Here is a 16,678-nt window from a genome sequence, read left to right as displayed (position 1 = left end):
TTCAAAAGGCGACGAACACCGGCCTCTGTGTATACCGGCCTCAATGCATGGACTTACCAGTTGGGGTCTTTCGCGGATCCGGAAGTCCATTTCGTGCAGACACTCTTCGGCGTGGAGCCCTCGTAAGTGCTCGTCGGCGAGGGTGTCCTTCAGCGTCAGGGAGAGATTGGGGATGCTTTTATCGTTGTCGCGGTGTGCACCAGGAGCGCTTGCGACGGAGTGGCGGCAGAACCCACGAGGAGTGCGGAACTAAGAGCACTAGGCCAAACCTTGCCGCTTTGCGACCCCGGCGAGATTAATAACCTTCGTAATTAGGGTGTATTAATCCAAAATAACAGGTGCATTCCCTGGCGGTGTGTCGTCCTCAGGTACATACGGCAGGATGGGCCCCATGCCCAGTGCAGAGACGACGCCCGCGGGCGTGCGCGAGCCGGAGCCGGTGCGGCCGACCAGGGAAGACCCGGTCGCCGCAGCCGGTAGTGAGCTGATCGGTGGCCCCATCGGGCGGCGTGCGCTGCTCGGGACGTCCTGGTGGACGCCGCTGCGGGTCGTGGTCCTCGTGGCGATCGGCATGTTCGCCCTGGGCCTGATCCAGAAGGCGCCGTGCTACAACGGCGGCTGGTTCTTCGGCGCGAGTTCCCAGTACACCCACGCCTGCTATTCGGACATTCCGCACCTCTACCAGGGGCGGGGCTTCGCCGACGGTCTGGTGCCGTACTTCGACAAGCTCCCCGGCGACATGGACTACCTCGAATACCCGGTGCTGACCGGCGTGTTCATGGAGGTGGCCGCATGGCTCACGCCGGGCAGCGGCAGCATCCAGCTCCAGGAGCAGGTGTACTGGTTCGTCAACGCCGGGATGCTGATGATCTGCGCCGCCGTCATCGCGGTGTGCGTGGTCCGTACGCACCGCCGGCGCCCCTGGGACGGTCTGCTGGTCGCCCTGGCGCCCGCCTTCGCGCTGACCGCCACCATCAACTGGGACCTCCTGGCGGTCGCTCTGACGGCCGCGGCGATGCTGATGTGGTCCCGGAGCCGTCCCCTCGCCTTCGGCGTCCTCCTGGGGCTTGCTACGGCCGCCAAGCTGTATCCCGTGTTCCTGCTGGGGCCGCTGTTCCTGCTGTGCTGGCGGGCGGGCAAATGGCGGGAGTGCTTCATCGCGGCGGGCGGTGCCGTCGTCGCCTGGCTCGTCGTGAACCTGCCGGTGATGATCTTCGCCTTCGACGGCTGGTCGAAGTTCTACACGTTCAGCCAGGAACGGGGCGTCGACTTCGGCTCCTTCTGGCTGATCTGGGCGCAGAACACCACCACCCCGCCCAGTACCGGCTTCGTGAACAACGCGGCGATGGCCCTGGTGGTGCTCTGCTTCCTGGGCATCGCCGCCCTGGCCCTCACCGCCCCGCGCCGGCCGCGCTTCGCCCAGCTGGCTTTCCTGGTGGTCGCGGCCTTCATCCTCACCAACAAGGTCTACTCCCCGCAGTACGTCCTGTGGCTGGTGCCGCTGGCCGTGCTGGCCCGGCCCAAGTGGCGGGACTTCCTGATCTGGCAGGTGTGCGAGGTGGCGTACTTCCTGGGGATCTGGATGTACCTCGCGTACACGACCAGCGGTGACGCCCACAAGGGCCTGCCGACCCACGGCTACCACTGGGCCATCGCCGTGCACCTGCTCGGCACGCTCTACCTCTGCGCGATGGTCGTTCGCGACATCCTCATGCCCGAGCGGGACGTGGTGCGCCGCTCCGGGGACGACGACCCCTCGGGCGGTGTGCTGGACGGCGCGGAGGACGTCTTCGTGCTCGGCGCGGCCGCCCGTCCCCCGCGTCATGCCGCCCACTTCGAGGGGCCGCAGGTGGAGTGGGGCAGCCGCTCCCCCGAGGACCGTTCGCTCTGAGCGAACAGCCCCGGCTGGGCGAACGTCCCGGACCGAAGGAAGGGGCCGTACACGAAACTCCGTGTACGGCCCCTCCGGCGTTCTGAGAACCCGTCAGCGGTCCACGATGCGGTCGAACTGGGTGGTGGTGTGCCGCAGATGGGCCACCAGCTCGTCGCCCACCTTCGGCTCCGGGGCGTCGGTCGGCACGAACAGGATCGACACCTGCATGTGCGGCGGCTCCGCGAACCAGCGCTGCTTGCCGCCCCAGACGAACGGCGAAAGGTTCCGGTTCACCGTGGCCAGGCCGGCCCGTGCGACGCCCTTGGCGCGCGGCATGACGCCGTGCAGGGCCTTCGGGGCCTCCAGGCCCACCCCGTGCGACGTGCCGCCCGCCACGACCACCAGATAGCCGTCCGAAGCCGCCTTCTGCTGCCGGTAGCCGAACCGGTCGCCCTTGGCGACACGGGTGACGTCCAGGACCGCCCCGCGGTACTCGGTGGCGTCGTGGTCCCCCAGCCACAGCCGGGTGCCGATCCGGGCCCGGAACCGGGTCTGCGGGAACTGCTGCTGCAGCCGGGCGAGTTCGTCGGCCTTGAGGTGGCTGACGAACATCGTGTGCAGCGGCAGCCGGGCCGCGCGCAGCCGGTCCATCCAGCCGATGACCTCCTCGACGGCGTCCGAGCCGTCGGTACGGTCCAGCGGCAGGTGGATGGCGAAGCCTTCCAGGCGGACGTTCTCTATGGCGGAATGCAGCTGCGGCAGGTCCTGCTCGCTGATGCCGTGCCGCTTCATGGTGGACATCACCTCGATGACCACGCGCGCGCCCACCAAGCCGTACACGCCGTCGATCGACGACACCGAGCGGATCACCCGGTCGGGCAGCGGCACGGGTTCCTCGCCGCGCCGGTACGGCGTCAGCACCAGCAGATCGCCGCCGAACCAGTCCTTGATGCGCGCGGCCTCATACGTCGTACCGACGGCGAGGACGTCCGAGCCCAGACGCGTGGCCTCCTCCGCCAGGCGTTCGTGCCCGAAGCCGTAGCCGTTGCCCTTGCAGACCGGGACGAGGCCCGGGAACTGCTCCTGCACGTGCTTGTGGTGCGCCCGCCAGCGCGCGGTGTCGACGTAGAGCGTGAGCGCCATGGCCGGACCTGGAACCTTTCTGGATGGCTGGGGTGTGTCAGGGCTATAGAAGCACGGAGCGTGACGTCAGCGGCGCGACATGTAGATGTCGAGCGCCTTGTGGAGCAGCTTGTTCAGCGGGAAGTCCCACTCGCCGAGGTACTCGGCGGCCTGGCCACCGGTGCCTACCTTGAACTGGATGAGGCCGAAGAGGTGATCCGTCTCGTCCAGCGAGTCCGAGATGCCACGCAGGTCGTAGACGGTGGCGCCGAGCGCGTAGGCGTCGCGCAGCATCCGCCACTGCATGGCGTTCGACGGGCGCACCTCGCGGCCGATGTTGTCGGAGGCGCCGTAGGAGTACCAGACGTGCCCGCCGACGATCAGCATGGTCGCCGCGGACAGGTTGACCCCGTTGTGCTGGGCGAAGTACAGCCGCATCCGGTTGGGGTCCTCGGTGTTCAGCGCCGTCCACATGCGCTGGAAGTACGACAGCGGGCGCGGCCGGAAGTGGTCGCGCACGGCCGTGATCTCGTACAGCCGCTGCCACTCGGCCAGGTCCTGGTAGCCACCCTGGACGACCTCGACGCCGGCCTTCTCGGCCTTCTTGATGTTGCGCCGCCACAGCTGGTTGAAGTTCTTGTGGACCTCTTCCAGGGAACGGTTCGCCAGCGGCACCTGGTAGACGTAGCGCGGCTGCACGTCACCGAAGCCGGCGCCGCCGTCCTCGCCCTGCTGCCAGCCCATCCGGCGCAGCTTGTCCGCCACCTCGAAGGCACGCGGCTCGATGAAGTCGGCCTCGATGTCGCGCAGCCGCTTCACGTCCGGGTTCTGGATGCCGGCCTTGATGGAGGTGGCTTCCCAGCGCCGGATGATCACCGGCGGGCCCATCTTCACGGAGAACGCGCCCTGCTGCTTGAGGTGGGCCAGCATCGGCTGGATCCACTCGTCGAGATTCGGCGCGAACCAGTTGATGACCGGGCCCTCGGGGAGGTACGCGAGGTAGCGCTTGATCTTGGGCAGCTGGCGGTACAGCACCAGGCCCGCGCCGACCATCTCGCCGGTGCGGTCGTCGAACCAGCCGAGGTTCTCCGAACGCCACTCCGCCTTGACATCAGCCCAGGCCGGGACCTGCATGTGGCTAGCAGCCGGCAGGCTCTGGATGTATGCCAGATGCTGTTCGCGGCTGATGGTCCGCAGGGTCAGGCTCATGTCGGGGCGCTCCTCGGGCTGGTGTGTCCCCATGGGTACAGGGGCTCCGGCTCTCGCGCCGAAGCCTACTGCGCCTCGCTCGCGGCCCGACTGGGCGTACACCACCTACGCCCCGGCTCCGGTGCGGCCGGGGTGCAGGCGGTGGTGCGCAAGGTGCCGGAGGCCTACCCGAACAGGCCGCCGTGCGCCATGCCGATGAAGAAGCCGATGCCCGCGGCACCGAGACCCAGGATCAGACCGAAGCGCTCGCGTGTGGTGATCGAGACCCACTGCCCGTACAGGCCGGTGAAGATGCCGATCAGACCGGCCCACGAGCTGAGCAGGTGCAGGCTGTGGAAGAACGCCGTGATGAAGGCGATCAGCCCGAGCGCCAGGGTCACTGCCATCAGCGAGTCCTGGAGCGGATGGGTCTTGCCGTCGGTGGCGAACAGGGATCCGGCGGTGTTGGGTCGCAATGCCTGTGCCATAGGGCACCTCCTGCGGAAGGCGGCGCATCGTAGCGCCGTACACACCCGATGGGTACAGATTGAGGGTCCCGGCGGCCGGATTTCAACCGGAAGCAGGTGTGCGGGTAGTCTGTACCGTCTGCACCGGTGTCTGCCCAGGCCCGCGGCCGGGGATCCCGAGGGAAGCCCCCCGCATGTCAGTGGCGGCCGATACCGTTGCGCACGCATCACAACCCTCCTGCCACGGAACGACCGTGGCCGCTGAGTCCAAAGGAGGTGGGTTCCACATGCGTCACTACGAGGTGATGGTCATCCTCGACCCCGATCTGGAGGAGCGCGCTGTCGCCCCCCTGATCGAGAACTTCCTCTCCGTCGTCCGTGAGGGCAACGGCAAGGTGGAGAAGGTCGACACCTGGGGCCGTCGTCGTCTCTCGTACGAGATCAAGAAGAAGCCTGAGGGCATCTACTCGGTCATCGACCTGCAGGCCGAGCCTGCGGTCGTCAAGGAGCTCGACCGCCAGATGAACCTGAACGAGTCGGTCCTCCGGACCAAGGTCCTCCGTCCCGAGACCCACTGAGCTTCCAGCTCAGCTGATCTCGGGTTTCGAGTAGCAGCAAGCAGCCAGCAGCAAACCCGCCGAGAGGTACCCCCATGGCAGGCGAGACCGTCATCACGGTCGTCGGCAATCTTGTCGATGACCCCGAGCTGCGCTTCACCCCGTCCGGTGCGGCGGTCGCGAAGTTCCGCGTCGCGTCCACTCCCCGCACCTTCGACCGTCAGACGAACGAGTGGAAGGACGGCGAAAGCCTCTTTCTGACCTGCTCGGTCTGGCGTCAGGCGGCGGAGAACGTCGCCGAGTCGCTCCAGCGAGGCATGCGCGTCATCGTGCAGGGCCGGCTGAAGCAGCGGTCCTACGAGGACCGTGAGGGTGTCAAGCGCACGGTCTACGAGCTGGACGTCGAGGAAGTCGGCGCCAGCCTGCGGAGCGCCACGGCCAAGGTCACCAAGACCGCCGGTGGTGGCGGCCGCGGTGGCCAGGGCGGCGGTTTCGGCGGCGGTGGCGGCCAGGGTGGCGGCAGCTGGGGCGGCGGCTCCGGCGGCGGCCAGCAGGGCGGCGCTCCCAACGACGACCCCTGGGCCTCCGGCACTCCCGCCGGCGGCGGCAACCAGGGCGGCGGCGGTTGGGGCGGCGGCTCCGGCAGCAGCGGCGGCAGTGGCGGCGGCTACTCGGACGAGCCCCCCTTCTAAGGACAACGGGCTCGCATCCCCACTTCTTGATCACACAGGAGAAACACCATGGCGAAGCCGCCTGTGCGCAAGCCTAAGAAGAAGGTCTGCGCGTTCTGCAAGGACAAGGTCCAGTACGTGGACTACAAGGACACGAACATGCTGCGGAAGTTCATTTCCGACCGTGGCAAGATCCGTGCCCGCCGCGTGACCGGCAACTGCACGCAGCACCAGCGTGACGTCGCCACGGCCGTCAAGAACAGCCGTGAGATGGCGCTGCTGCCCTACACGTCCACCGCGCGATAAGGGAAGGGTGACCGACACATGAAGATCATCCTCACCCACGAGGTCTCTGGCCTCGGTGCCGCGGGCGACGTCGTCGACGTCAAGGACGGCTACGCTCGCAACTACCTGATCCCGCGGAAGTTCGCTATCCGCTGGACCAAGGGTGGCGAGAAGGACGTCGAGCAGATCCGTCGTGCTCGCAAGATCCACGAGATCCAGACCATCGAGCAGGCCAACTCCGTGAAGGCCCAGCTCGAGGGTGTCAAGGTCCGTCTGGCCGTCCGCTCCGGCGACGCCGGTCGTCTCTTCGGTTCCGTCACCCCGGCCGACGTCGCCTCGGCGATCAAGGCTTCCGGTGGCCCCGAGGTCGACAAGCGCCGTATCGAGCTGGGCGCGCCGATCAAGACGCTGGGCGCCCACGAGACGTTCGTGCGTCTGCACCCCGAGGTTGCCGCCAAGGTCAACATCGAGGTCGTCGCGGCCTGACGCTGCGCTCGGCTTGAGCAGTAGCTCAAAGGGGCCGTACCCGTGAGGGTGCGGCCCCTTCGGCTTGCCGAAGATGAGGTCGGGCGACGGGTGTTTCACGTGAAACGTGGCGGCTCGCGGTGTTTCACGTTTCACGTGAAACAAGTTGGTGGACCGTGCCGGTCAGCCGTCAGCGCGTTGCGCCGGTCACGACCCAGCGGCCCGAGCGAGTCCGCAGCCAGAGGGTCAGCATCCGCGTGGCCATCATCAGGGTCATGGCTCCCCAGAGCGCCGTGAGCCCGCCGCCGAAGGCGGGAACCAGGAGCGCTACCGGTGCGAAGACGGCGAGGGTCACGACCATGGCTCTGGCGAGATAGGGCCCGTCTCCCGCGCCCATCAGGACGCCGTCGAGGACGAAGACCACGCCGGAGATCGGCTGGGAGAGCGCCACGATGAGCAGCGCGGGCAGCGCGGTGTCCTTCACGGTCGGATCGCTGGTGAACAGCGGGAGGAAAAGCGGTCGGGCAGCCACCACGAGCAGGCCCAGAACGACCCCGGTGGCGATGCCCCACTGGACCATGCGCCGACAGGCCTCACGGGCGCCGGCAGTGTCGCCGGCACCGAGATGGCGGCCGATGATGGCCTGCCCGGCGATCGCTATCGCGTCCAGGGCGAAGGCCAGCAGGCTCCACAGGGACAACACGATCTGGTGCGCCGCGATATCGGCGTCGCCCAGCCGGGCCGCGACAGCTGTGGCGATCATGAGAACGGCCCTGAGCGAGAGCGTCCGGACCAGGAGAGGCACGCCGGCCTGTGCCGAAGCCCGAATCCCGGCGACGTCGGGGCGAAGGGACGCCCCATGCCTGCGGGCTCCCCGTACGACGACGGTCAGATAGACGGCTGCCATCCCGCACTGGGCGATGACGGTGCCCCAGGCGGAGCCGGCGATGCCCAGTCCGGCGCCGTAGACGAGCCCGGCGTTCAGCCCGGCGTTGGCGACGAAGCCCGCGACGGCGACGTACAGCGGGGTCCGGGTGTCCTGGAGGCCACGCAGGACGCCGGTGGCGGCGAGCACCACCAGCATGGCCGGGATTCCCAGTGAGGAGATCCTGAGGTAGGTCGTCGCGTAGGGTGCCGCGGTGGCCGAGGCTCCGAAGGCGTCCACGATGCCGGGTGCCAGGGGCAGGACGACGGCGATGACGCCGGCACCGAGCAGCAGCGCCAGCCAGATGCCGTCCATGCCCTGGCGGATGGCCGCCGGGAGATCGCCGGCGCCGACCCGGCGCGCGACGGCCGCCGTGGTGGCGTAGGCGAGGAAGACGAAGACGCTCACGGCGGTGGTGAGGAGCGCCGAGGCGACGCCGAGACCGGCCAGCTGTGCGGTGCCGAGATGGCCGACGATCGCGCTGTCGGCCATGACGAAAAGGGGCTCGGCGACGAGTGCGCCGAAGGCCGGGACGGCCAGTGCGACGATCTCTCGGTCGTGCCGCCGTCGGGTGGCTTCGGGGATCGCGGGAGCCTGTGACATGGGCACTAATCTAATCGTCCACAGGTAAGAGATGCAATTGAGTACTGACCCTTACCAAGGCTTGCGCGGTCCGCGCTGTCGCGCATCGTTCGAAGAGATCTTGATCCGACTGGGAAAGTTTTTCTTCTGCACAGCCGGTGGATGGGAAAGGTGCAGGTCAGGGCTAGTTGCGGAGAGAGATCGAGGGCTTGTTCACAGGGCTGTCCACCGCGTCGTGCACAGGTTTTGGGAGGTTCTCCACAGCATACGGGCCGTCGTCCACATGGCCTGTGGATAACCAGATTGGCTGACGGTGCCCGCGGGCCTACCGTGGTGCGGCGCCCGCTCCTCCTTATGGCCTCGGAAACCTCACAAAACCGACGCGTCGAGAACCGGAATGGGGCGCGTTGGTTTGTCAGTGCCGTGCCGTAGAAATGAGGCCACGGCGAGGTCCGCCGGGCGGACGGGAGGAGGTGGCTCGGTGAGTATTTCCGAGCCCTTGGACGATCCGTGGGCCGAGGCCGGTCCCAGTGATCGTCTGCCCGCCTCCCGTGGACGCGGGGAGGGCGGCCGAGGGCGGGACGACCGGCACGACCGGGGCCGGGACAGCGGCGACTGGGACGGCGGAGGTTCCACCTTCGAGCGAGTCCCCCCGCAGGATCTGGACGCCGAACAGTCCGTGCTCGGCGGCATGCTGCTGTCCAAGGACGCCATCGCCGACGTCGTGGAGATCCTCAAGGGCCACGACTTCTACAAGCCCGCGCACGAGACGATCTACCAGGCGATCCTCGACATCTATGCCAAGGGCGAGCCGGCCGACCCCATCACCATCGCCGCCGAGCTCACCAAGCGCGGCGAGATCAACAAGGTCGGCGGGGCCTCCTATCTGCACACCCTCGTCCAGACGGTGCCGACGGCGGCGAACGCCGAGTACTACGCGGAGATCGTCCACGAGCGGGCCGTGCTGCGCCGTCTCGTCGAGGCCGGGACACGCATCACGCAGATGGGATACGCGGCCGACGGCGACATCGACGAGATCGTCAACAGCGCCCAGGCGGAGATCTACGCGGTCACCGAGCAGCGGACCAGCGAGGACTATCTGCCGCTCGGCGACATCATGGAGGGCGCCCTCGACGAGATCGAGGCGATCGGCTCCCGTACCGGCGAGATGACCGGCGTGCCCACCGGCTTCACGGACCTGGACTCGCTCACCAACGGCCTCCACCCGGGCCAGATGATCGTCATCGCCGCGCGTCCCGCCATGGGTAAGTCCACTCTGGCACTGGACTTCGCCAGGGCCGCGTCGATCAAGAACAACCTGCCCAGCGTCATCTTCTCCCTCGAAATGGGCCGCAACGAGATCGCGATGCGTCTGCTGTCCGCCGAGGCCCGGGTCGCCCTGCACCACATGCGCTCCGGCACGATGACCGACGACGACTGGACCCGGCTCGCCCGCCGGATGCCGGACGTCTCGGCCGCACCGCTCTACATCGACGACTCCCCGAACCTGTCGATGATGGAGATCCGCGCCAAGTGCCGCCGGCTCAAGCAGCGCAACGACATCAAGCTCGTGATCATCGACTATCTGCAGCTGATGCAGTCCGGGTCCAAGCGCTCCGAGAGCCGTCAGCAGGAGGTCTCGGACATGTCCCGAAACCTCAAGCTGCTCGCCAAGGAGCTGGAGGTCCCGGTGATCGCGCTCTCACAGCTCAACCGTGGTCCCGAGCAGCGCACCGACAAGAAGCCGATGGTGTCCGACCTGCGTGAGTCCGGCTCCATCGAGCAGGACGCCGACATGGTCATCCTGCTCCACCGCGAGGACGCCTACGAGAAGGAGTCACCACGCGCGGGCGAGGCGGACATCATCGTCGGCAAGCACCGAAACGGCCCGACCGCGACGATCACCGTGGCCTTCCAGGGCCACTACTCCCGTTTCGTGGACATGGCGCAGACCTGATCCGCGCCACCGAAATGAACTCGACGCAGGTCCGCCCACCGGGTGGACTGGGTGCATGACGACATTTCAGGAAGAGCTGCTCCCTGCTACCAGGCGGGCGCTGCTGCATCGGATCGCGGTCGCCCAGGCCGAAGGGCGGGCGCCGTCACTGGTGGCAACGGTCGTGCGGGGCGGGCGGGCCGTCTGGCACGGGGCGCGGACCTCGGTGGACGGCCACGGACCGGACGAGAACGTGCAGTACCGGATCGGATCGATCACCAAGACGTTCACGGCCGTTCTGGTGCTCCGGCTGCGCGACGAAGGGCTGCTCGACCTCGGCGATCCACTGGAGAAGCATCTGCCGGGCACCGGCGCGGGGGAGGCGACGATCGCCGAACTCCTCGCGCACACAGGGGGGTTGGCGGCCGAGTCACCCGCACCCTGGTGGGAACGCACCCCGGGCTCGCTGCGGCCGGAGCTCAGCGATGTCCTCGGTGAGCAGCCGCTCCTGCACCCCGTCGGACGCCGGCACCACTACTCCAACCCCGGCTACACCCTGCTCGGCGCCCTGGTCGAGGAACTCCGCGGTGACTCCTGGGAGGAGGTGCTCCGGCGGGAGGTGCTCGAACCGTTGCGCCTCGACCGCACGAGCGCCCAGCCACGGGCGCCGCACGCGGGCGGATGGGCAGTGCATCCCTGGGCCGACGCGATGCTCCCGGAGCCGCTGGAGGACCTCGGCCGGATGGCACCGGCAGGACAGCTCTGGTCGACCACCGACGACCTGGCCCGCTTCGCGGTGTTCCTGGCGGCCGGTGACGACCGGGTCCTGAGCGCGGAGTCCGTACGGGAGATGCGCATCCTGGCAGCTCCCGCCGAGCCCGCCGATGTGCTGGACGGCGCCACCTACGGCCTCGGCCTCCAGATCCAGTGTCGCAACGGCCGACTGCTGATCGGGCACTCCGGCTCGCTGCCCGGTTTTCTGGCCAACCTCACCCTCAGCGTGGACGACGACGTAGCGGCCGTGGTGCTCGCGAACTGCACCTCGGGCCCGCTGCTGTCCGCCGTCGGCGCCGATCTCGTCCGTATCGTCGCGGAAGCCGAACCGCGTATCCCCGAGCCATGGCGGCCCCTGGCCCAGGTCGAGCCGTCTGTTCTGGAATTGGCGGGCCAGTGGTACTGGGGCACGCACGCCTTCGCGCTGCGGGTGACGGCCGATGGGCTGGTCTCGCTGGGTCCGCTGTCGGGCGCCGGCCGCCGTGCGCGTTTCCGGGCCAACGGTGACGGCACCTGGACCGGCCTTGAGGGCTACTACGCCGGAGAGCTTCTACGGCCCGTACGGCGCCCGGACGGCACCGTGAGCCACCTGGACCTCGGTTCGTTCGTGTTCACGCGTCAGCCGTACGAGGAGACGGCTCCTGTCCCCGGTGGAGTGGACCCCGAGGGATGGCGGGGTATCGGCTAGACGAGCCGGGGGGTGTTTCACGTGAAACACCCCCTGAGTGCATGCCGGCGTGCCTGAGGGTCAGATCTCAAGCTTAAAACCGACGTGCGAGGCGGTGAAACCGAGCCGCTCGTAGAAGCGGTGGGCGTCGGTGCGTGACGCGTCCGAGGTCAGCTGCACCAACTGGCAGCCCTGACGGCGGGACTCCTCGATCGCCCACTCGATGAACCGGGTGCCCAGCCCGCCGCCGCGCTCGTCGGAGTGGATGCGTACGGCCTCGATGATCGACCGGGTGGCGCCGCGCCTCGACAGCCCGGGAATGATCGTGAGCTGGAGCGTGCCGACGACACGGCCCTCGCGTACGGCGACGACCAGCTGCTGGTTGGGGTCGGCGTTGAGCCGCTCCAGGGCGCTCAGATAGGGCGCCAGGTCGTCCGGTGACTCCCGCCGGGCGCCCAGCGGATCGTCGGCGAGCATGCCGACGATGGCCGGGATGTCGTCGGCGACCGCGGCACGTATGTCTAGATCTCCCATGTCCGCAGCCTATGCGGGCACGTTCAGCGATTCCACGACCCGTACCAGGGGAGCCAGCTCCGGGGTCCTGGCTGCCTCGTCGAGGGCCTCGCGCAGTGCGGTGTCATTGGTGGGACGAGCCTCTTCGAGCAGCCGCAGCCCCGCCTCGGTGACGTTCGTGTAGATGCCGCGCCGGTCGGTCGGGCAGAGGTAGCGCTCCAGGAGGCCCCGGTCTTCGAGGCGCGTCACCAGCCGGGTGGTGGCGCTCTGGCTGAGGACGACCGCGTCGGCCACCTGCTTCATCTGCAGATGGCCCCCTTCGCCGTCGTGCTGGCGGCTGAGGACGTCCAGCAGAGAGTATTCGCGCACGCTCAGGTCGTGCTTCCCCTGGAGGGCGCGCTCGATATGCGCCTCGATCCTCCCGTGGAGCAGGGAGAGAGCGCACCAGCCCTGGGCAAGGGCGGTGAGCGCGGGGTCCGTCGCTGTCATTGGCGTGTTCCTCCGTCCCGGAGTGGCTGGAACCAGGATAGAGCAGCTCCGCAATATCCATTGATTGCATATAGTCGGCGTCTGTAATTATTGTGGACGCATGTAAAATTCGATGCGGTCGGTGTCGGCGGTGGCGCCCCTGATCAGGACCACGGCTTTGCCATGTCCGCCGTACCGGGAAGTCCTCAGCCCGCGGCCACCGTCAGCGGTGCGAATCGCCGCGTCCAGTCTCCCGGCAACTCCGCGATGCCGTAGGTCATGACGGAGTTCATGGCGACGGACGCCAGCCCACGTTCCTTCGCCCATGCCAGCAGTTCCTCGTGCCGGATGTCGATGTCGGTGCGGAGCGGTCGGTCGGTCCGGCCGGCGAGCGAGGTGATGAGGGACTTCGCCGTCTCCGTGTCTCGCGCGATCAGCGGTCCGACGACCTGGGTGTCCATGTTCGGCCAGGCGGCCGCGTAGCCGACGATCCGGTCGCCGTCCACGGCCACACGCAGTTGGTCCGAGAATGCGGGCAGGCGGGCGATGAGAGGCGTGCGGTCGGTACCGAACACCTCCGCGTCCAGCCGCAGGATGGAGCCGAGGTCCTCGGCCGCGGCAGCCCGTGTCGCCACCCGGGGCTCGGGACCGCCCGGGGCGAAGGGTCCGGTCAGCATCTCCGAGCGTGCCGTGGTCTTGAACCCCAGCTCCTCGTAGAGCGGACGACCGTTCGGCGTCGCGTACAGAGTCAGGGGAGTCGTCCCCGTTGCCGAGACGATGTGGCGCATCAGGCGACGCCCGACGCCCTGACGGGCATGCCGTTCGGCAACCAGGACCATGCCGATCGCGCTGAGATCCGGGCGTTCCCCCGGGCCGTACTCCGTGATGACACAGGCGGCGACCAGCCCTCCGCCGGGGTCGTCGATCCCGTACCCCTTCCCGGCCGTGAGGAGCAGGCGCCACTTGTGTTCCTCGCGCGGCCACCCCCGATCCTCGGACAAGTCGGCGCAGTCGGTGAGATCGCGTGGCGTCAGTCGGCGAATGGGCAGAGCGGCGACGGAAGGAGTGGGCACGCAGGTCAGGCTGTCCGACCGGCACCCGTGGCGTCCACCTGTTTCCGGGTAGACGCACGCGCTTTTGGCCATGCCGTATCCCTGAGCACAGCCCCAGGACAGACAGGGGACGTTTCACGTGAAACATCGCCGCTCAGCCGCTGCCTGAGACCTCCCCTGAGGAGTGGTGAACCCTTCCCACTAGCCTCGGTACCCATGGCGAGACTTCATCTCTTCGATCTCGACGGCACATTGCTGCACGGCACCACCGCCCCCGTCGAGATCTCCCGGCAACTCGGCCTGGAGGCCGAGACGGTGGAGCTTGATCGGGCGATTTCGGCAGGACGGATAACCTCGCCGGAGTATGCGGCTCGGGTGTACTCCCTCTGGGCCGAGTTGACCGATGCGCAGGTCACCGCGGCATTCGACGGAGCGCCTTGGCTGGCCCGTATCCGGGACGTCTGGGCCGAGATCAGGGAAACGGGTGACTATTGCGCGGTCGTCTCGCTCTCTCCCTCGTTCTTCGTGGAGCGCCTATTGGACTGGGGAGCCCATGCGGCCTTCGGATCGCGATTCCCGGCGGTGCCGTTCGTCGAGCCGGTGGACCCGGCGGGCATCCTTGATCCTGCGGCCAAGGTGACCATCGCGAACCGCCTGTGCGAGCAGTTCGGGGTCGGCCGAGCGGACTGTGTCGCGTACGGGGATTCGATGTCGGACAGGGAATTGTTCGCCGTGGTTCCGGTGTCCGTGGCGGTCAATGCGGACGGACATCTCGCCGGTCTCGCGACGTACTCCTACACGGGCCGTGATCTATGGGATGTCTATGAATTGACGCGCGGCGCCCGGTAGTTGAGGGACCTTATGGTTCGCCCCTTGTCGGATTGGCGGGGGAGACAGGGGGGGACTTGTGTGCGGAGCGACGGCCGGTAGGGTCGACTCCGGTTCACGTCCGGGATGAGACGCTCCGGCGAGAGTGACTGCGGCCCGTGTCACACTTTCGCCTTACTTGTCCGTACGTGCAGGAAGCGCGGGTTCAATGTGGCCATGCCGGCCACGGGCCTGGCCGGGAAGAGCTAGCCGTCAACGGGGGAATACAAGCACCTTCCGAGTGAAGTGCGCAGACCGACCGAAAGATGTTCGAGGCGAGGCACACCATGGATGCTCCGACCACCACGTCGGCGGGCAACGACGGGGCCGGCGGAGGCAGCTGGCTCACGTCCCCCAGCAACACCCCGGTCGAGCCCGCCGCCGAGTATCCGGTCGTGGCGCCGGGCGGGCAGCGGGAAGCGCCCCAGGGCCACCGTCCCGCGTTCGGAGAGGCCCGGGAGCGAATACCTCCGACAGAGGAGCCCGCCCGCCTCCAGAACCCCGCCCAGGCCCCACAAGCCGGGCAGTACCAGGTCCCCGGCCCCTTCGCCCCCACGGCCGGACAGCCAGTGCCCCCCACGGTCCATCAGTACGTCCCGCCGCAGCGCAGCGCACAGCCGGGTCCGGGCGTCTCCCCGGACGCGATGCGCATCCGCGGCACCATGGCCGAGGTCGGTGCGATAGCCGACAAGGTCACCTCTTACTTCTACGCACTGCTCTTCGTGCGCCATCCCGAACTGCGTCCGCTGTTCCCGGCCGCCATGGACACCCAGCGGGACCGGCTGCTGAAGGCGCTGCTCACCGCGGCCGAGCACATCGACAACACGCCCGTCCTGGTCGAGTACCTCCAGAATCTGGGCCGCGGCCACCGCAAGTACGGCACCCGCGCGGAGCACTACCCGGCGGTCGGCGAGTGCCTCATCGGTGCGTTGAGCAAGTACGCCTCGGCCATCTGGGATCCGGAGACGGAGGCGGCCTGGGTGCGGGCGTACACGACGATGTCCCAGGTGATGATCGACGCGGCGTCGGCGGACGAACTGCGGGCACCGCCCTGGTGGCATGCGCAGGTCGTCGCCCACGATCTCAGGACCGCGGACATCGCGGTGCTCACGGTCCGCCCGGACCAGCCGTACCCCTTCCTCGCGGGGCAGTACACGAGCATGGAGACGCCCTGGTGGCCGCGTGTCTGGCGGCACTACTCCTTCGCCTCGGCGCCCCGCTCGGACGGGCTGCTGACGTTCCATGTGAAGGCAGTTCCGGCGGGCTGGGTCTCCAACGCGCTGGTGCACCGCGCCCGCCCCGGTGACGTCATCCGCCTCGGCCCGCCCGTCGGCTCGATGACCGTCGACCATACGAAGGACAACGGACTGCTCTGCCTGGGCGGTGGTACCGGCATCGCCCCCATCAAGGCGCTGGTCGAGGACATCGCCGAACGCGGTGCACGCCGCCCGGTCGAGGTGTTCTACGGTGCCCGCACCGACCACGACCTGTACGACATCGACACCCTGCTCCGGCTCCAGCAGAGCCATCCCTGGCTCTCGGTCCGCGCGGTCGTGGACCAGCAGGCGCATCTCCAGCTCCCCGACGCCATCCGCGCCTACGGCCCGTGGACCGGGTACGACGGCTATCTCTCGGGGCCGCCCGGCATGATCCGCAACGGCGTGCGCGCCCTGCGCGACGTCGGTATCCCGGCACACCGCATACGGCATGACTCGGTCGAGGAACTGGTCGTCGTCGGCGACTGATCCGTCACCCGAGGTCGGGGGCGTGCATGGCCCGTACGCCCTCGATGTTGCCGTCGAGGTAGTGCCGCAGGGAGAGCGGTACGAGGTGCACCGAGGCGATCCCGACGCGGGTGAAGGGGACGCGCACGATCTCGTACTCGCCGGCGGGCTCGTCGACTTCGGGGCCGTGCCGCAGGGCCGGGTCCATGGACTCCAGCCGGCAGACGAAGAAGTGCTGCACCTTCACACCGGTGGTGCTGCCGCTGTCGCCGATGTGCTCCACGGTGTCCACGAAGCAGGGCACCACGTCGGTGATCTTGGCGCCGAGTTCCTCGTGTACCTCACGGTGCAGGGCGTCGACGACAGTGGTGTCTTCCGGTTCGACCCCGCCACCGGGGGTGACCCAGTAGGGATCGACACCTGGCTTGGTGCGCTTGATCAGAATCAGGTCGTCGCCGTCCAGGAGAACGGCGCGTGCGGTGCGCTTGACCACGGGTCGGACGGTCATGGGAGAAATGTGGCCCAGCTGGTTCCACGTGAAA

General features: G+C 68.2%; 17 protein-coding genes. 9 read left to right on the top strand and 8 right to left on the bottom strand.

Annotated elements, in window-relative coordinates:
- Window positions 1-391: 391 nt before the first annotated feature.
- On the top strand, window positions 392-1,891 hold the full coding sequence (locus tag ACFWXC_RS30695; RefSeq protein WP_384483516.1) for a glycosyltransferase family 87 protein: 1,500 nt from the start codon (window positions 392-394) through the stop codon (window positions 1,889-1,891).
- Window positions 1,892-1,984: 93 nt separating this feature from the next.
- Here the strand turns inward: ACFWXC_RS30695 and ACFWXC_RS30690 are convergent, their stop codons facing one another.
- From ACFWXC_RS30690 to ACFWXC_RS30680, 3 genes are all read right to left on the bottom strand, one after another.
- Window positions 1,985-3,016 (bottom strand): alanine racemase, encoded by a 1,032-nt coding sequence (locus ACFWXC_RS30690; RefSeq protein ID WP_351695826.1) that lies wholly within the window; start codon window positions 3,014-3,016, stop codon window positions 1,985-1,987.
- A 66-nt stretch (window positions 3,017-3,082) separates the two neighbouring features.
- Complete coding sequence (gene femX, locus ACFWXC_RS30685) at window positions 3,083-4,204, bottom strand: peptidoglycan bridge formation glycyltransferase FemX (RefSeq protein WP_384483515.1); 1,122 nt, start codon at window positions 4,202-4,204, stop codon at window positions 3,083-3,085.
- 164 nt (window positions 4,205-4,368) lie between these two features.
- Window positions 4,369-4,671: a hypothetical protein gene (locus ACFWXC_RS30680; protein ID WP_384483514.1), complete on the bottom strand. Its 303-nt coding sequence runs from the start codon at window positions 4,669-4,671 to the stop codon at window positions 4,369-4,371.
- Between the two features lie 266 nt (window positions 4,672-4,937).
- Here ACFWXC_RS30680 and rpsF point away from each other — a divergent pair, with 266 nt between their 5' ends.
- The 4 genes from rpsF (at window position 4,938) to rplI (ending at window position 6,649) form a co-directional block, all read left to right on the top strand.
- Window positions 4,938-5,228 (top strand): 30S ribosomal protein S6, encoded by a 291-nt coding sequence (gene rpsF / locus ACFWXC_RS30675; RefSeq protein WP_005482942.1) that lies wholly within the window; start codon window positions 4,938-4,940, stop codon window positions 5,226-5,228.
- Between the two features lie 74 nt (window positions 5,229-5,302).
- Window positions 5,303-5,899, top strand: coding sequence for a single-stranded DNA-binding protein (locus ACFWXC_RS30670; protein ID WP_384483513.1), 597 nt, complete (start codon window positions 5,303-5,305; stop codon window positions 5,897-5,899).
- 48 nt (window positions 5,900-5,947) lie between these two features.
- Window positions 5,948-6,184 carry a 30S ribosomal protein S18 gene (gene rpsR / locus ACFWXC_RS30665; protein WP_006381652.1) on the top strand — a complete coding sequence of 79 codons (237 nt, stop codon included), beginning with the start codon at window positions 5,948-5,950 and terminating at the stop codon, window positions 6,182-6,184.
- 18 nt (window positions 6,185-6,202) lie between these two features.
- Window positions 6,203-6,649, top strand: a complete 447-nt coding sequence (gene rplI, locus ACFWXC_RS30660; RefSeq protein WP_351695817.1) for a 50S ribosomal protein L9 — start codon at window positions 6,203-6,205, stop codon at window positions 6,647-6,649.
- A gap of 169 nt (window positions 6,650-6,818) precedes the next feature.
- On the opposite strand, the gene ACFWXC_RS30655 is transcribed toward rplI, so the two are convergent.
- Window positions 6,819-8,156 carry an MATE family efflux transporter gene (locus ACFWXC_RS30655; RefSeq protein WP_384483512.1) on the bottom strand — a complete coding sequence of 446 codons (1,338 nt, stop codon included), beginning with the start codon at window positions 8,154-8,156 and terminating at the stop codon, window positions 6,819-6,821.
- Window positions 8,157-8,616: 460 nt separating this feature from the next.
- Between ACFWXC_RS30655 and dnaB the strand changes: the two genes are divergently transcribed.
- Both dnaB and ACFWXC_RS30645 read left to right on the top strand, forming a co-directional pair.
- Window positions 8,617-10,092: a replicative DNA helicase gene (gene dnaB, locus ACFWXC_RS30650; RefSeq protein WP_351748175.1), complete on the top strand. Its 1,476-nt coding sequence runs from the start codon at window positions 8,617-8,619 to the stop codon at window positions 10,090-10,092.
- Window positions 10,093-10,147: 55 nt separating this feature from the next.
- Window positions 10,148-11,533 (top strand): serine hydrolase domain-containing protein, encoded by a 1,386-nt coding sequence (locus tag ACFWXC_RS30645; RefSeq protein WP_384483511.1) that lies wholly within the window; start codon window positions 10,148-10,150, stop codon window positions 11,531-11,533.
- A gap of 60 nt (window positions 11,534-11,593) precedes the next feature.
- Here the strand turns inward: ACFWXC_RS30645 and ACFWXC_RS30640 are convergent, their stop codons facing one another.
- The 3 genes from ACFWXC_RS30640 to ACFWXC_RS30630 all read right to left on the bottom strand — a co-directional run bounded on the left by ACFWXC_RS30640 (window position 11,594) and on the right by ACFWXC_RS30630 (window position 13,566).
- Window positions 11,594-12,046 carry a GNAT family N-acetyltransferase gene (locus ACFWXC_RS30640; RefSeq protein WP_384483510.1) on the bottom strand — a complete coding sequence of 151 codons (453 nt, stop codon included), beginning with the start codon at window positions 12,044-12,046 and terminating at the stop codon, window positions 11,594-11,596.
- A 9-nt stretch (window positions 12,047-12,055) separates the two neighbouring features.
- Window positions 12,056-12,514 (bottom strand): MarR family winged helix-turn-helix transcriptional regulator, encoded by a 459-nt coding sequence (locus tag ACFWXC_RS30635; protein WP_384483509.1) that lies wholly within the window; start codon window positions 12,512-12,514, stop codon window positions 12,056-12,058.
- Between the two features lie 185 nt (window positions 12,515-12,699).
- Window positions 12,700-13,566: a GNAT family N-acetyltransferase gene (locus ACFWXC_RS30630; RefSeq protein ID WP_384483508.1), complete on the bottom strand. Its 867-nt coding sequence runs from the start codon at window positions 13,564-13,566 to the stop codon at window positions 12,700-12,702.
- A 195-nt stretch (window positions 13,567-13,761) separates the two neighbouring features.
- Between ACFWXC_RS30630 and ACFWXC_RS30625 the strand changes: the two genes are divergently transcribed.
- Complete coding sequence (locus ACFWXC_RS30625; RefSeq protein ID WP_384483507.1) at window positions 13,762-14,394, top strand: HAD family hydrolase; 633 nt, start codon at window positions 13,762-13,764, stop codon at window positions 14,392-14,394.
- Window positions 14,395-14,699: 305 nt separating this feature from the next.
- On the top strand, window positions 14,700-16,157 hold the full coding sequence (locus ACFWXC_RS30620) for a globin domain-containing protein (RefSeq protein WP_384483506.1): 1,458 nt from the start codon (window positions 14,700-14,702) through the stop codon (window positions 16,155-16,157).
- A gap of 4 nt (window positions 16,158-16,161) precedes the next feature.
- Here ACFWXC_RS30620 and ACFWXC_RS30615 read toward each other — a convergent pair whose 3' ends face one another.
- Window positions 16,162-16,644, bottom strand: a complete 483-nt coding sequence (locus ACFWXC_RS30615) for an NUDIX hydrolase (RefSeq protein ID WP_365797442.1) — start codon at window positions 16,642-16,644, stop codon at window positions 16,162-16,164.
- Between the last annotated feature and the right edge of the window lie 34 nt (window positions 16,645-16,678).

This window comes from Streptomyces sp. NPDC058683 (assembly GCF_042716195.1).
Classification (GTDB): Bacteria; Actinomycetota; Actinomycetes; order Streptomycetales; family Streptomycetaceae; genus Streptomyces.
Note: the sequence above shows the minus strand (reverse complement) of the source record. Positions and strands in the feature narration are given on the sequence as shown.